We start from the raw sequence: 15,104 nt of genomic DNA, 5'->3' as shown, positions 1-15,104 counted from the left end.
AAACAAAAATCAACTAAAAAATTTTGCGTCCCTTCCTCTTTTTAAATACTAAAATTTTTAGAAAAACATTAATTAATAACAAAATTCAAAATAAATAATAATGTATTCACAAACTAAAATAGCCATTCCAATTTTTCAAGCAAAAATTGATGAAGTAATAGAAGTAGCAAATGACTGTATTGATAAAGGTGCGGATATTTTAGAGTTTAGAATAGATGCCCTTGAAAATCCTGATTTTAAAGAAATAAAACAAGCAATTGAAGAAATCAATTTTCCAATGATTGCAACCAATAGAATATCGACTGAAGGAGGATCTTTTAAAGGATCAGAAGAAGAAAGAATTGATATTTTATACAAATGTGCTGATTTAGTTGAATATGTGGATATCGAACTTCAAAGCGATGATGAATATATAAATAAGATTCATGATACAGGAGTTAAAACAATTGTATCATACCATGATTTTGAAAAAACTCCAGAAATTGATGAAATAACATACATCGTTAACAAAGAATTAGAGCTTGGAGACATTGCCAAAGTCGCATTTATGCCTAACGACTTAGATGACACTTTAAAAGTATTGGCAATTCTTTCCCACTGCGACAATACTATTGCTATTTCCATGAGTGATTTAGGCAGTTATACCAGAGTTATGGCTTCCAAATTTAATTCACCCATCACATTTGCTGCAGGTAGGGATGCTACTGCTCCAGGACAAATTGATATTGAAACTATGAAAGCATTATTAAATATGGATTTGAATATCATGGAATAGGTGATTTAAATGGCCAATAAGGGTACTTTAGTTATAGGTGCTATAGTAATAGTTTTACTTGTTTTTGCAGGATACTTCATAATTATTGGAGAATCCGTAGATGTTTATATGGATGGGGAAAATGTTACTTCCAAAGCAACGCTTTCTCCGTTTTCCGGTGTTGATACAACTGCACTGAATCAAGAAATATGTAACTACACATTTCAAACAATGAATAGTACAGATGGTGATATGAAAACTCTACAACAGGGAATTTCAAGAATTTGTCTTAATCACGGTCTTGACAAGGTAAAAGTTCATATCGATTCAACTTTAGGTCCTAATAAAATTCCAATAGTTTTCCATGTTCAGGGAACCTCAATGTATCCAACTTTAAATGATGGACAAACCGTAACCGTTGAAAAAACAAAAAACGTTAATGTAGGTAATATTGTAGTGGCTAATTCCTCAGAATATGGTGTTATAGTAAAAAGAGTTTCAGATGTTAAAGGCAATCAAGTTTATCTAACAAGCGATAACAAAAATGTAAACTACGAATACAAAAATGGTGTCACATACGAAACAAAAGGCGTTACCACTTGGGTAAACATTAATGACATTTACGGTGTTGTTCAGATTTAATGTTTAACATTCTGAAAAATCATTAAAATTAATTTAAAAAATAAAAATTAGATAGTGCAGCATTAAACTGCACCATCACCTTCTTCACCTGTTCTAATTCTGATTACATTATCAACTGGATAAATAAATATTTTTCCATCCCCTATATTTCCAGTATGAGCTGATTTTTTTATTGCATCAACAATCAAATCCACGCCTTCATCTTTTACAATAATTTCAATACGTGTCTTTGGAATTAAATCAATACAGTAACTAGATCCACGATATGATTCCTTTATTCCACGTTGGCTTCCTCTTCCTTTGACTTCGGAAACATTCATTCCTTCACAGCCTACTTCCAATAATGCTTTTTTTACATCCTGATATTTTTCTTGTCTTATTATTGCAACTACACTTTTCATTTAAATCATCCTAGTTAAAATTGTATGCTGATTCTTCGTGAATATTTGAATCCAATCCTCCGATTTCTTCTGATTCATCAACTCTAATTCCAATTGTTTTATCTATTATTTTAGCAACCACGAAACTGATAGTGAATGCATATACCATTGTTGCTATTACACTGATAATCTGTATTATAACCTGTTCGGGATTTCCATATATTAATCCAGCAGTTCCACCGATTGCAGGTACTGCAAATATTCCAGTTGCAATAGCACCCCATAGTCCGGACATACCGTGAATTCCCCATACATCCAAAGCATCATCATAACCAAGTTTTGCTTTTAGGGAATAAATTGCGAAATATGAAATTAATGGAGCTACAGTACCAATAATTAATGCTCCAAAAACATCAACGAATCCTGCTGCAGGAGTAATTGCAACCAAACCTGCTATTCCACCAGAAATTGCACCTAAAACAGTTGGTTTTCCAACAATAAGGGTATCCAATAATGTCCATACGATTAATGCTGTTGCAGCGGATACGTTAGATACTATTATTGCATTTGCTGCAAGACCATCTGCTGCAAGACCTGAACCACCATTGAATCCCATCCATCCATACCAGAGTAATGCTGCACCAAGCACTGCATATCCTAGATTATGTGGAATTAATGATATATCTTTTCTTCTTCCTAAAACTAATGCTACTGCCAATGCAGAAACCCCTGAATTAATATGAACAACTGTTCCACCTGCAAAATCCAGAGCACCCATTTGCATTAGCCATCCTCCACCCCACACCCAGTGTGCGATAGGGATATAAACTAAACAAGCCCATATAATAATAAATAATATCCATGCTCTTGTTTTCATCCTTCCGACTAATGCTCCTGATATTAATGCTGCAGTCAAACCTGCAAAAGCACATTGAAACATTACAAACAGTAATGTTGGTATTGATCCTGTTAAATCCTCTAATCCTATTCCCTGCAGGAAGAAATTAGAAGGGGAACCAATAAACCCATATAATGACGGTTCACCAAATGCAAACTGATATCCAAAAATTACCCAAATTATACTTAATATTGAAAATGCAATGAAAGTTAAAAACATTGTATTTAAAACATTCTTTCTTTTACTTAATCCTCCATAAAAAAATGCTACAGCAGGAATACTCATTAATAAAACTAAAAGAGTACATATGAGAATCCATGCTGTGTCACCTGCACTAAAAACATCCATTTTATCTTACCATTTTATCATTTTATATCATGTCGGAATACGGCTTCCGACTTCCGACAAACATATATTGAACTTTAAAGTATATAAAGTTTTAGATGAAACTAAAAAAATTGAAAAGATTATATAATAATTAAGATAAAAATAAATTACAAGTATTGTTTAAAAACAAAAAAAAATAAATTATAATTTCCTAAATTAAAATAAAAAATTTGTGTTATTATGAAAGAATCAATCCAAGTATATTTATTTGTATTTGCAATAGTTGCAGTAATGGCATTTCTTTTAAGTGGAGTATTTGCCAATATCGTAGTTATAGATAATTCTAACTCTACAAAACTAACTGCAATTGAAGATGACTCATTTGAACCGCACCAAATTGAAAACGTCAAAGTTATTGTTCCAAAAGCTCAAAACAAAACTCAGACAAATAATAACACAACAATACTTAACAACATTACAAACGGCATAATTGAAGTAGTTGATGAAGTAATACCTAAACCGGGAGGTGGCCAAATTGGATAAAAAAAATAAATTTATAAGAGATAGTGTCTACGGAGATATCAACTTATCCAAATTTGAAGTTGAAGTAATGGATATGCCACAATTTCAGCGTATAAGAAGAATTAAACAGCTGGGACTAATCAGTTTAATATATCCCGGAGCAAATCATACCCGATTTGAGCATTGTATAGGAACAATGAATTTAGCATCAAAATTAGCTACAAAATTAGATTTAAGTGATGACGAAATTGAATTGGTTAGAATTTCAGGTCTTCTTCATGATGTTGGACATGGTCCATTTTCACATGTTTCCGAAGGAGTACTTTCATTTCCTCACGAAGAACTTACAAAACATGTAATTGAAAAAACATCAATGCATGATTTGCTCAGTGAAAAATTCGATACCAAAAAAATTGTTGAAATTATTAACGGTAACGGAAATTTAGGCCCTATTATTTCCGGAGAATTAGATGTTGACAGAATGGATTATCTTTTAAGAGACTCACATAATACCGGTGTGGCATATGGAGTAATTGATTATGAAAGAATAATATCTAATTTAACCTTAGAAAATGAATTAGTGCTTGACATCAAAGGAGTTCAGGCAGCGGAAGGGGCTCTAGTATCAAGATACTTTATGTATCCAAGTGTATATCAGCATCACACTACAAGAATCGTTAATGCCATGTTTAGAAAAGCATTGAAAAGAGAAATAGAATCCGGGAAAATAAAAGAAACTGATATGTACAAATACGATGATTCCGACATTATTTCTTTATTCAGACAAAGTGATGATGAAATTGTTAGGGATATGATTAATAGACTGGATAACCGCATCATACCTAAAAGAGTGAAATCAATAAGATTAGACAACTTTAAAAATCCTGAAAAATTATATAAAATAGAGCAAAAAGACCTTAGAAAAGCTGAAGCGGAAATAGCTGAGGATTTTAATATGGACAAAGATTATGTTTTCATCAATATAGCGGAATATCCTCGTTTTGATGAAATGAAAACACAGGTTAATGTAGAAAATAAATTATATCCATTGACTAAAATTTCAAATATTATTGGAGCATTAAGTAAAGCAAGATTTAATATCCCTGATATTAGTGTTTATGTTCCACAGGAAGAAAAGGAAAGATTTGATAAATTGAAATTAGATCACTATTTGGACCTGCCTGAAGTGGACAGAGAAAAATTCCATGGAATACATTATGATCAAATCAAACTATTTTAAGTGATATGATGATTGTTGTTGCAATAACCGGAGCAAGCGGAGTAATATATGGAATAAGATTACTTGAAGTTCTGAAAGACTTGAAAATTGAAAATAGTTTAATTATAAGTGATGCTGCTAAAACCGTGATAAAATCAGAAACTGACTGGGAGCTGGAAAGCATTATAAACTTAGCAGACAATTATTATGAATTTGATGACTTGACTGCATCCATTAACAGCGGTTCATTCAAATTTGACAGTCTAGCTATTGTACCATGTTCCATGAAGACATTATCATCAATAGCAAATGGATATGGAAACAATACAATTACAAGAGTTGCTGATGTCAGTTTAAAAGAAAGAAGACCTACTGTAATCGTTCCAAGAGAAACACCACTTAGAACTGTACATATAAAAAATATGCTTACCTTATCACAAGAAGGAGCTATAATTTTACCTGCAATGCCAGGATTTTATTCAAATCACGACACTGTTGACGACCAGATTAATTTTGTCGTAGGTAAAATATTAGATTCCTTGAATATAGAAAATAATTTATTTAAAAGGTGGGAATGAATGTTAGAAGATATGGATTTTATAAAATCATGCGATGTTCCAGGACCTACAAAAGAAGCCATAAGGGCTATAATCCTTTATAAATCTGATGTTAAAGATACAGATAATGTAGTGGATGTAGGATGCGGAACTGGAGGTATTACATGTGAATTTGCTCAAAGGGCCAAAAGTGTAACATCCATTGATATAAATCCAGAAGCTATAGAAATAACTCGGAAAAATCTTGATAAATTCGGACTCGGAGACAACACAACATTAATTTGTGATGACGGAGCACAGGCACTAAATGACATCGATGATATTGATATTGCTATTGTTGGGGGCAGTGGCAGACAATTAGAAAACATCTTAGAGTTGATTGACTCCAAATTAAATTCCAAAGGAAGAATTATCGTTACTGCAATATTGGTTGACACCAAAGTTGAAGCAGTAAACAAGCTTAAAGAACTTAACTACAATCCAAGCATAATGGAAGTCAACATTTCAAAAGGCAGAGTTCTTGACCGCGGGATTATGATGATGAGTGAAAATCCGATAGCTATAATATCAGCTAAAAAACGATGAAAATTTTGGGAGATTAAAAATGAATGACCATAAAAAATGGAAAATTAAATTTTCAATAATAATGGTTATAGCAATAATTGTTATCTACGGGTCAAATATACTTATTTTAAAAGATCCTGAACATGTTATTTCCTATATATGGACCCATTTAGGATTCATTCCAGTAGATATTCTTATTGTAGCATTTGTACTTGATGAGATTATATCCAAAAAAGAAAAAGAAGCAATGATGGAAAAATTAGATATGATTATGTCCACATTCTTTTCTGAACTTGGAAATGATTTGATTAGTCAATTGAGTTCTATAAACCATTATAAAGCAGACACCAAATATTTGGAATCTATAAAAGATTGGACTGATGAAGATTACGAAAACATATTGAAAAAAATTAAAAACGTAGACATTCCATTTAAAGCAGATGTTGCACAGCAAGACAGAGAAGAATATTTAACCAACATTAGAAATTTATTAATTAATAAAAGAGAATTTATTGTTGGATTGATAAATAACCAGAACTTACTTGAAAAAGAGGAATTTTCAGAACTATTAAATGCTATTCTTCATTTAGATGATGAACTTGAACACAGATCTGATTTAAGTAAAGTATCAGATGTTGACTTTAACCATTTAAACGGAGATATGCAAAGAGTTTACAATAAATTAATTCATGAATGGGTTTACTACTTAAAATACATCAATAAACATTATCCTTACATGATTGCACTAGTTATACGTACCAACCCATTTGATGAAACTGCAGACGTTTATGTAAAGGAATAAAAATGAAATCCAGTATTATTTTATGTGGAGGGCAGAGCAGAAGAATGGGTCAGGATAAAGGATCTTTAATTATTAAAGATAAACCCATGATTAAATACATACTTTCCACATTAAATAATGAAATAGATGAAGCAGTAATTGTTTTAAATGATAGTGAAAGAATAGACAAATACAAGGAATTCATTAATCCAACGGACTACACATACAAAATAAAATTTGCAGAAGACAAAATCAAAAATAAAGGTCCCATATCAGGCATCCTGACGGGACTTGAAAATATTACAACCGAATATGCAATAGTGTTTCCCTGCGATAATCCATTTATCAGCAAAAATACTATTCAAACTCTTTTTAGTGAAATTACAGAAAATTTACAGGCTGTTGTACCATACCATGACCCAGAAAATAAATTAAAAACATCAGAACCCCTACATTCAATATATAATAAAAATATTATTCCATTAATAAATGAACTGATTCTAAAAGATTGCCTGCATATAAAAGGAATAATAGAAAAAATAGAAACAAAATATGTTTTGATAGACAATAAAAAAATATTAAAAAAAGAATTTAGAAATCTCAATAGTCCAGAGGACTTAGAGATATTCAATTAAATCTTTTGTTTTTGAAATCGCTGTATTTACAGCAGAGAAAATATCGTCTTTAGTTAATGGATATTTTCCGCCTTTTTGCATGGCACAAATTCTACCCTCGCGGGTAACACCAACATTTAAACGAGCACTAGCAACACGTTCTTCATCTAAACTTGGATCAATAACCATTTTATCACCAATTTTAACGAAAGTACACATAGCAACTTCATTATTTATTGGTAAATCAAAGGTATTTTCTTCATCAAGTACAACTTCATCATCAACAATTGATGCAGTTGGTAATTTTGTGCTTTTAAGTGCAGCCATAACAGCAAGTTCAGCAGCATCAAAGAGGTTACCGCAGTTATCTATGATATGTAAATCAATAAATAACATCCAAACATGTTTACCTTCTTCAACACAGAGTTTATCCAATTCAACTAATTCACTTTCACGGATTCCTCTATCAACAACACGTGCAAGTTCAATAGAATCGTCACTAGGTGGTCCTGGCTCAAAAGTAGGATCAGCCATTGGCAACATTTCACAATTAGTCATTAATACACCTAAATCAGGAGTATCTGGGAATGGACTACCAAGTTGAGGTTTAATACCAACAATAACTTGAGTTCCACCAAGTTTTACTCTTGCAGAACCTTCAGCTTTAGAAATAACATTAGTTTCAATAGAAATGTCCCTATATTCATCAAGTGCCCTACCGTCTTCACGTTTATCGTTTATGATAAGGTTTGTAATACTTTCTCTTGTAATTTCTGGTACTATATCCATATTAACCACCTATTCTGTAGAGTATTTTTTCATTAATGCCTCTTTTTGAAGCTCACTAACTTTCATACATCCTTCCATAGCTAAATCAATAGCTTTTTGGAATTCTTCTTCAGTTAAATCCCCATCACTTTGGAGTAAAGTAATTTCACCAGTTCTTGGCATTATAGCAATAGGAACATCAGCTTGTCCTTCTTTATCTTCAACTTCAGATAAATCCAAAACAACTTCATCATTAACTTTTCCTGCTGCACAACCTACAACAATATCTTTCATAGGTACACCAGCATCAACAAGAGCAACAGCGGCGGCTGTAATTCCAGCACAACGGGTTCCACCTTCTGCTTCAATTACTTCAATATAAATATCAACCATTGAACGTGGATAATTTTCTAACATTAAAGCAGGTCTTAATGCATCAGCAGTAATTTTTGAAATTTCTGCAGATCTCCTATCTGGACCAGGCCTTTTTCTATCATCAACTGAAAATGGAGCCATATTATATCTGCATCTAATTACACCAGTATTTGGTTCGAGTAATCTTCTAATATATGATTCTCTAGGCCCATAAACAGCAACTAAAATTTTATTTCCACCAACTTCAAGATAAGCGGAACCATCAGCACGTTCAAGAACGCCTGCTTCAATTTTAATAGGACGTAATTCATTGTACTTCCTACCATCCTCTCTAATCATCTCGGACATCTTATCAACCTCATAAACAGAAATTATCGATTGTTTAATATAAATGAATTATTATTTGAATTATCGCTGTAGGATAAGTTTTTATCTTTTTGGCTTTTCTTTTTTAATTCTTTGATAACATCATAAAAATTTGGTTTATCCTCAGCTTCGTCATCACTTTCTTCTGGAGCTTCTTCATTATCTTCAGGTGAAGATTCTTCAGGAGCTTCTTCATCAACATCTTCTGGAGCTTCTTCAGGAGTTTCGTCTTCAACTTCACTTTCAGCTTCTATTTCCTTTTCAGCTTCAGCTTTTTCTCTTTCTTCTTGCTCTAACTCTTCTTTAAAGTTTTGGAGCTTAGGTTTTTCTAATACAAATTCTTCTTCAGCTTCTTCTTCTGGCAATTCACCATCAATAGCTAAGCATAATTTGTTTTTAATTTTATTAGTCAAACCGGAAGTATGAGCCTCAGCTTCAATAGTATGGATAATTTCTCTGGTAAGTTGTTCCATGTCTTCGTCTCCTTTAACCCAAACGAGACCATTCTGACCAACAACAATTTTACAATTGGTTTTATTCTTAATCATGTTGATCATAGAACCTTTTTTACCAATTAATCTAGGAACTTTGGTTGGAGAAATATCAACAATAATTCCGCCTTTAAATTTACCCAAACCACGGCCTTTTAAACCAAGTTTAGCCTTTTTAACTTCATCTACATCAATCACTCTTAAAAAAAGTACATCTCCAACATCATATACTTTACTAAGTTCTTTTTTATCCCTACCAAATACTTCAAAAGCAGGTAAAATTCCGGAATATGGAGAATTGATGTCTACATCCCACATTGAGAATCTAACATCGTTAATCTTACCGATTACAACATCTCCTTTTTTAGGAACATATTTGCTTTTGAGAGGGATTACACGAATTTTCTTATTTCTTAGAGAAACCAATCCGATTAAAGAAGAGCAAATTTTGTCACCTTCTTTAAAAGTTCCTCTTCCTGGATAATATTCATCATCAGCCAATATTTGACCAGGAATTACTAAATTTTTATCTTCCACATATATCATAAAAATCCCACTCTATGAACATGAATATAAATTTATTTAATAGTTTTTGTCTCTGCTTCACCACTTGAAATCTCAGCCATTTTAGCAGAAAAAGAATCTTGAAGACCACCAGGCATTTCAACAATACCTATCCAAGAACCATCTTGTTGCCATTCTTCATTAATAATTTCTCCAAATCCATGAATAACAGAATAGGCACTACCTGCTGCAGATCCTGGCAAACGAACAGCTACTTTAACTTTTTCAAACTTGATTGGAATGAGCGGTTTAATAGCTTTAAGTGCAGTTTGAACTTGCTGATCTACAGAAGTAAATGGATCAAATCGGACTTTTGCCTCATCACATGCATTTTCAATCCTTTGAACGGGATGTGGAAGTCCATTTTGAGGATTGATAGCTTCTTTAGCTATCGTATTAATAACAAGTTTTCTTTTATCTTCCTGCATTTGCCTTTTCTGTTCCGCAGTCAATTGGACGGTTCCTTTTTCAAGGATAATTCTTGAAACTTCAATAGGATCTGTAGTTTCAAAAATTTTATTCATCGCTTCTTCTGAAGCTTTATCCCCTTTTTTGGAGTCTTTAAATATTTCTTCAACAGCTAAAAGATCTTCAATGGCAACATCCTGTCCATCAGGGTTTCTAAATTCAGCTGCCAAATCAGGGTCAACCAATATTTCAAAATGTTCACCACAGTATTCATATTTAGCTATTATTGCTTCATCCACATTTACCATTGAAACATCCCTCAACTTTAATTAATTAAAAACATTATTCATCTTCACTTTCTTCGGATGCGTCTTCTTCTACAACTTCTTCTTCACTGAGAACAGATTCAATATAAGAAGTTACATCATCTTTAGAAAGTTTAACATATTTGCCATCTTCTTTTTTAATGATAGCTATTTCAACATTATCTGATGTAGTATCATGTTCAGTAGCTTCATTAATAGCAGTTATTGCTAATGCAATGGCATCATCAATAGATAAATCTTCTTTATATTGTTCTTCGAAAATTTCCATTGCAGCAGATCTTCCTGAACCAATAGCAGTTGCTTTGTATTGGATTAAAGCTCCACTTGGATCTGTTTCGAATAATTTACAGTCACCATCATACACCCCACCAATAATTAAAGCAGAACCGAATGGTCTTACTCCACCATTTTGTGTGTATAATTGTAACATATCACATAATTTTTTAGCTAAACTATCTACTCTAATAGGTTCACTATAAGTTATTTTATTTATTTGAGCTTCTACTCTTGCTCTTTCGACTAATGCTCTTGCATCAGCTACAAGACCAGAAGTAGCTGCACCAATGTGGTCATCAATCTTAAATAATTTTTCAATAGATGATGATTCCACTAAAGTAGAAGTAGTTCTTTTGTCTACTGCTAAAACAATACCATCAGGGCATTTTACACCAATTGAAGTGGTACCTCTTTTAACAGCTTCTCTTGCATATTCAACTTGGAAAAGTCTTCCATCTGGGCTAAATACAGTAATAGCCCTATCATATCCAGCATTTTGTAAAGGTTGCATATATAATACCTCACATTTAATAATTAATTTATAAATATAAATAATTCTTTTTCAACAACTAAAAAACACAAAATTAAAACCAAATCTCCATGAAAAGGTACTTTTAATTTTAATCATGAAATAATAATTAAAATGTATTTTTCTTTTTTTCCCATAAATTCAGTACTTATTTATATACTTAATACATTAATAAATGTTTCTATTTTATTCTAACAAAAAGTAATTAAATGAATTTTGAACATCCTTTTATAGTACCTGAAATACCGATGCAAGTAATTGAAATAGCTTTTCTATTATACCTATATGTTAATGCCAAACTGGATCTTACTTCATCTTCAAAGCCTCTTTGACACCTTAAAATAGCTTTATACTCATTATAAAAAGAAGAATTTTCATTTGGAATCAATTCAATAGTCCATAAATTAAAATCAGAGGTATTGTTTTCTCCCTGAAAACGAACACAGGAATCCCAGACAATTGAAGTGAAATCATTTTTGGATAACTCTTCTTCAGATTTAATTTCCAAAACAAGATAATGATTATGTTTTCTTTGAGATTTTGGAAGAACTTTGAGTTTCATCTAATCAACCACCTTAACACCAGATAAAATCATGTTTTTTCTATCCTTATTAAATTCAATTATATCCTCTGCAGTTTTAAAAGAAGATTCAACTTCAGGGAAAGTTAATCCTGTCTGAGTAAAAACAGCTTTGAAGTCTTTAACTGTTCGAATATCCAATATGGATTCTGCACCGGATGATAAAATTAATGGAAACTCATATTTCCTATGCAGTTTATAGATATCCCTAAAATTAGACAGCACTTTTGATCTGTGTGACAGATATGATTTTAAAATATCATTAAACACAAGCTCTATAGCTACATTATTTTCCTTTGCTTCACGTGCCAGAATATGATTTAAACCCGCATCATATCTTTTAAAATAAGGTTTTGACAATACGTCAATTTGAATATTTTCCACACATGCACGATTTACCTTTAAATTACCTCCCAAAACAGAAATGCATGATGATTTATTTCTATACTTCCTGACAATTTTTCTAATCTCAGAAGGGTTATTTGATTCTATAATTAAAGTATAATCAATATCAATGACATCTTTTAACTCCTTTTTTAAATCGTTTTTAAAAGTTAAGGCATTGTCAAATTCGATTTGATTATATGAAAAGTTTATATGCTCCCAACCATAAGCATAAGCCTGCATAGCTAAGATTAAATTTTTATCATAACTATTTCCCTTAATATTCAAATCAAACATAGTAAACATTTTATTATTTTATATTTAATTAATTTTACTAAAAAATAATTAAAAGTTGAGAAATTAATCTCAACCTGAAATAGTTATTTTATTTGAAATTGCTGCACCATTATTATACATTGATGTAATAATGTATTCACCAGGCATTAAATTAATATTTAAACTAGCAATACCTGCATTATCGGTTATCCTATTATAAAATACTCCATTAATATTTAAAGTAATCATTTGACCCACATAAGGTTTTCCTTGTCCATCAAGAAGTTTTACTTCAAATTTTGTGCCGTCACGATATTTCATTCTAACATCTTTAGCTTCCAAAATAGGTAAAACTTTAATGGTATTGGCCAAACTTAATCCATTATACTCAATTGTTGCAATATAAGTTCCAGGATTTAAGTTAATATTCATAGTAATGTATCCATTTGCATCAGTTGTTCTGGTATAGAAAACACCATTTATATTTACTGTAGCGCTAACTCCAGCACCAACAGGATTACCCTGATTGTCAAGCAATCTAAAAGTAAACTGGGAAGCATTCCTATAGTATTTTATTAAATCATGATTTTCTACTATTGAAGGCAATACATTAATGATATTTGCTTGTCGTTCTCCATTAAGTGGATTTTCAGCAGTTAAAATATATTTTCCAGGATTAAGATTAATATTCAACCTTGCAACACCATTATCATTAGTTGTTCTAGTGTAAAAAACCCCATTAATATTAAATTTAACATTGGTATTTTTTAAGATATTACCTTGAGAATCCATAAACTTAGCATAATACTGCGTTCCATTTCTAAATATTTTAGTAATGTCACTACCCACAATAGTTGACTTAACAGTAACAGTAGAATAAGTTTTTGTACCATTATATTCAGCAGTTACATTATAGACACCTGAGTCTAAGTTAATAGCCATTGATGCAACACCATTTTCATCAGTAGTTCGCTTATAGTCCATACCATTAATATTAATAGCAATAGTTGCATTATTAAGTGCTTTGTCATTATATTTTAGTGTAGCAACAAATCTTTCAGAACCATGATAATATTTAGTAACATCAGGTGCTGAAATATGAATTTGGGATTTAATTACTGTAAATGAGGTATTTCTTCTGACAGAATTATATTTTTCATCACCATTATAGATTACTTCAATATTATATTTTCCATATTTTAAATCAGGAATAGAAATATTAGCAATACCCTTATTAACATTAGCAGAATATTTTTTGTTATTAACAATAGTACTTATGTTACCTGTTGCATCCTTAGGCAAAACAATATTAATAACTTCAGTTTCATCATCATAGATATCTGAAGATGAAATATTCATATCCTTATCTAAAAGAGTAGGTAAAATTCTAATTAGATTACTTACTTCAAGATTTGTATAAATAGTCCTGACCATATAGTCTCCAGGCTGTAAAGAAGCAGACAAATAGGCATAACCGTTAGAATCCGTAAGGCTTTCATAAGCAGTATTTTCAATTATGAATTTTACTTTTTGATTGGACATGCCTTTTCCATCATGCCCTATTATTCTAGCAGCAAATCTATCTGATTCATTATAATATTTTGTTAAATCTTGTGTAATTATTTTAATTGGATAGATGACTGTAAAACTTGCTTTATCAGAACTATTAAGATAAGTTCCCTCATCATCAGTGAAAACAGCAGTTATAGTATAATCACCATATTTAAGATTATTTAAGGTTAAAACTGCAACACCTCCATTATCTATATCAACAGTACCATTTAAAATACCATTAATATAGAAAAGCACTTTACCCTGAGTAGCATTGACAACAGCAGTAACAGTTAAAGAATCACCAACCAGTAAAGTATCATTACTCAAAGACAAAGACAAAGAAGTACTGAGAGGAGAAATACCGATTAATTTAGTGACATTTGATGAATAATAATAATCGACGGCATTGAATAAAACAGTAATATTATGTTCTCCAACCTGAGCAAATGAAACACTCTTACTGGCAACAGAACCAACTAGTTTAACAGTATAAGCATTACCATCAATTAAAAAGACCACATTACCATCATTAATATAATCATCAAGCTGATCTTTTACCCTAGCCTGAAGAACAACTCTTCCGTTAATTGTCCAATCACAATCCCAGCCACTAACTTCAAGAACAGTATTAGAATAAACAGAACATGCAGACCTATTAGAACTATTCAAATAAGTGCCCCTATCATCAGTAAAAACAGCAGTAACATTATAACCACCATAATAAAGATTATCTAAAACCAAACAAGCAACACCATCAAGAACAACATCAACTGTATCATTTAAAACATTATTAATATAGAAAAGCACTTTACCTTGAGTAGCATTGACAGCAGCAGTAACAGTTAAAGAATCACCAACCAGTAAAGTATCATTACTCAAAGACAAAGACAAAGAAGTACTGAGAGGAGAAATACCGATTAATTTAGTGACATTTGATGAATAATAATAA

At 31.5% G+C, this 15,104-nt stretch carries 18 protein-coding genes; 8 read left to right on the top strand and 10 right to left on the bottom strand.

All coding sequences use genetic code 11. From position 1 onward, the window contains the following. The first annotated feature begins 100 nt into the window (after positions 1 to 100). Both aroD and ACKI5C_RS02485 read left to right on the top strand, forming a co-directional pair. Positions 101 to 775, top strand: coding sequence for a type I 3-dehydroquinate dehydratase (aroD, locus tag ACKI5C_RS02490; protein WP_407431655.1), 675 nt, complete (start codon positions 101 to 103; stop codon positions 773 to 775). Positions 776 to 784: 9 nt separating this feature from the next. After that, positions 785 to 1,396, top strand: a complete 612-nt coding sequence (locus ACKI5C_RS02485) for a S24/S26 family peptidase (RefSeq protein ID WP_407431654.1) — start codon at positions 785 to 787, stop codon at positions 1,394 to 1,396. Between the two features lie 62 nt (positions 1,397 to 1,458). Here the strand turns inward: ACKI5C_RS02485 and ACKI5C_RS02480 are convergent, their stop codons facing one another. Together ACKI5C_RS02480 and ACKI5C_RS02475 are read right to left on the bottom strand one after the other, a co-directional pair. Then, positions 1,459 to 1,797, bottom strand: coding sequence for a P-II family nitrogen regulator (locus tag ACKI5C_RS02480; RefSeq protein WP_407431653.1), 339 nt, complete (start codon positions 1,795 to 1,797; stop codon positions 1,459 to 1,461). A gap of 10 nt (positions 1,798 to 1,807) precedes the next feature. After that, positions 1,808 to 3,022, bottom strand: a complete 1,215-nt coding sequence (locus ACKI5C_RS02475; protein ID WP_407431652.1) for an ammonium transporter — start codon at positions 3,020 to 3,022, stop codon at positions 1,808 to 1,810. Positions 3,023 to 3,241: 219 nt separating this feature from the next. Here ACKI5C_RS02475 and ACKI5C_RS02470 point away from each other — a divergent pair, with 219 nt between their 5' ends. From ACKI5C_RS02470 to ACKI5C_RS02445, 6 genes are read left to right on the top strand one after another with little or no spacing between them, the layout of a single operon-like run. Next, the gene (locus tag ACKI5C_RS02470) at positions 3,242 to 3,544 is read left to right on the top strand and encodes a hypothetical protein (protein WP_407431651.1); all 303 of its coding nucleotides are present in this window, start codon (positions 3,242 to 3,244) and stop codon (positions 3,542 to 3,544) included. Continuing rightward, positions 3,537 to 4,763, top strand: coding sequence for an HD domain-containing protein (locus tag ACKI5C_RS02465; protein ID WP_407431650.1), 1,227 nt, complete (start codon positions 3,537 to 3,539; stop codon positions 4,761 to 4,763). The genes ACKI5C_RS02470 and ACKI5C_RS02465 overlap by 8 nt, the downstream gene beginning before the upstream one ends. Positions 4,764 to 4,771: 8 nt before the next feature. Further along, entirely contained in the window at positions 4,772 to 5,320 is a 549-nt protein-coding gene (locus ACKI5C_RS02460) for a UbiX family flavin prenyltransferase (protein WP_407431649.1), read from the top strand. Then, complete coding sequence (gene cbiT / locus ACKI5C_RS02455) at positions 5,321 to 5,884, top strand: precorrin-6Y C5,15-methyltransferase (decarboxylating) subunit CbiT (protein ID WP_407431648.1); 564 nt, start codon at positions 5,321 to 5,323, stop codon at positions 5,882 to 5,884. 19 nt (positions 5,885 to 5,903) lie between these two features. After that, the gene (locus ACKI5C_RS02450; protein WP_407431647.1) at positions 5,904 to 6,665 is read left to right on the top strand and encodes a hypothetical protein; all 762 of its coding nucleotides are present in this window, start codon (positions 5,904 to 5,906) and stop codon (positions 6,663 to 6,665) included. A gap of 2 nt (positions 6,666 to 6,667) precedes the next feature. Beyond that, positions 6,668 to 7,279, top strand: a complete 612-nt coding sequence (locus ACKI5C_RS02445) for a molybdenum cofactor guanylyltransferase (RefSeq protein ID WP_407431646.1) — start codon at positions 6,668 to 6,670, stop codon at positions 7,277 to 7,279. Here the strand turns inward: ACKI5C_RS02445 and rrp42 are convergent. The 8 genes from rrp42 to ACKI5C_RS02405 form a co-directional block, all read right to left on the bottom strand. Further along, positions 7,262 to 8,047 carry an exosome complex protein Rrp42 gene (gene rrp42 / locus ACKI5C_RS02440; protein WP_407431645.1) on the bottom strand — a complete coding sequence of 262 codons (786 nt, stop codon included), beginning with the start codon at positions 8,045 to 8,047 and terminating at the stop codon, positions 7,262 to 7,264. The two genes, ACKI5C_RS02445 and rrp42, sit on opposite strands and share 18 nt — an antisense overlap. Before the next feature lie 9 nt (positions 8,048 to 8,056). Continuing rightward, complete coding sequence (rrp41, locus tag ACKI5C_RS02435; protein ID WP_407431644.1) at positions 8,057 to 8,749, bottom strand: exosome complex exonuclease Rrp41; 693 nt, start codon at positions 8,747 to 8,749, stop codon at positions 8,057 to 8,059. 23 nt (positions 8,750 to 8,772) lie between these two features. Further along, complete coding sequence (gene rrp4 / locus ACKI5C_RS02430; protein WP_407431643.1) at positions 8,773 to 9,804, bottom strand: exosome complex RNA-binding protein Rrp4; 1,032 nt, start codon at positions 9,802 to 9,804, stop codon at positions 8,773 to 8,775. Between the two features lie 32 nt (positions 9,805 to 9,836). Then, on the bottom strand, positions 9,837 to 10,538 hold the full coding sequence (locus ACKI5C_RS02425; RefSeq protein WP_296794807.1) for a ribosome assembly factor SBDS: 702 nt from the start codon (positions 10,536 to 10,538) through the stop codon (positions 9,837 to 9,839). Between the two features lie 34 nt (positions 10,539 to 10,572). Next, positions 10,573 to 11,343, bottom strand: a complete 771-nt coding sequence (gene psmA, locus ACKI5C_RS02420; RefSeq protein WP_407431642.1) for an archaeal proteasome endopeptidase complex subunit alpha — start codon at positions 11,341 to 11,343, stop codon at positions 10,573 to 10,575. Positions 11,344 to 11,566: 223 nt separating this feature from the next. Further along, on the bottom strand, positions 11,567 to 11,923 hold the full coding sequence (locus tag ACKI5C_RS02415; protein ID WP_407431641.1) for an Rpp14/Pop5 family protein: 357 nt from the start codon (positions 11,921 to 11,923) through the stop codon (positions 11,567 to 11,569). Next, positions 11,924 to 12,631, bottom strand: a complete 708-nt coding sequence (rnp3, locus tag ACKI5C_RS02410) for a ribonuclease P protein component 3 (protein ID WP_407431640.1) — start codon at positions 12,629 to 12,631, stop codon at positions 11,924 to 11,926. It lies immediately after the preceding gene. A 60-nt stretch (positions 12,632 to 12,691) separates the two neighbouring features. Beyond that, on the bottom strand, positions 12,692 to 15,104 hold a 2,413-nt coding region (locus ACKI5C_RS02405; RefSeq protein ID WP_407431639.1), incomplete at its 5' end, for an Ig-like domain repeat protein.

The sequence above is a fragment of the Methanobrevibacter sp. genome (genome assembly GCF_045646045.1).
Taxonomy (GTDB): Archaea; Methanobacteriota; Methanobacteria; order Methanobacteriales; family Methanobacteriaceae; genus Methanocatella.
The sequence above is the reverse complement of the archived record's forward strand: the minus strand, read 5'-3'. Positions and strand labels throughout refer to the sequence as shown.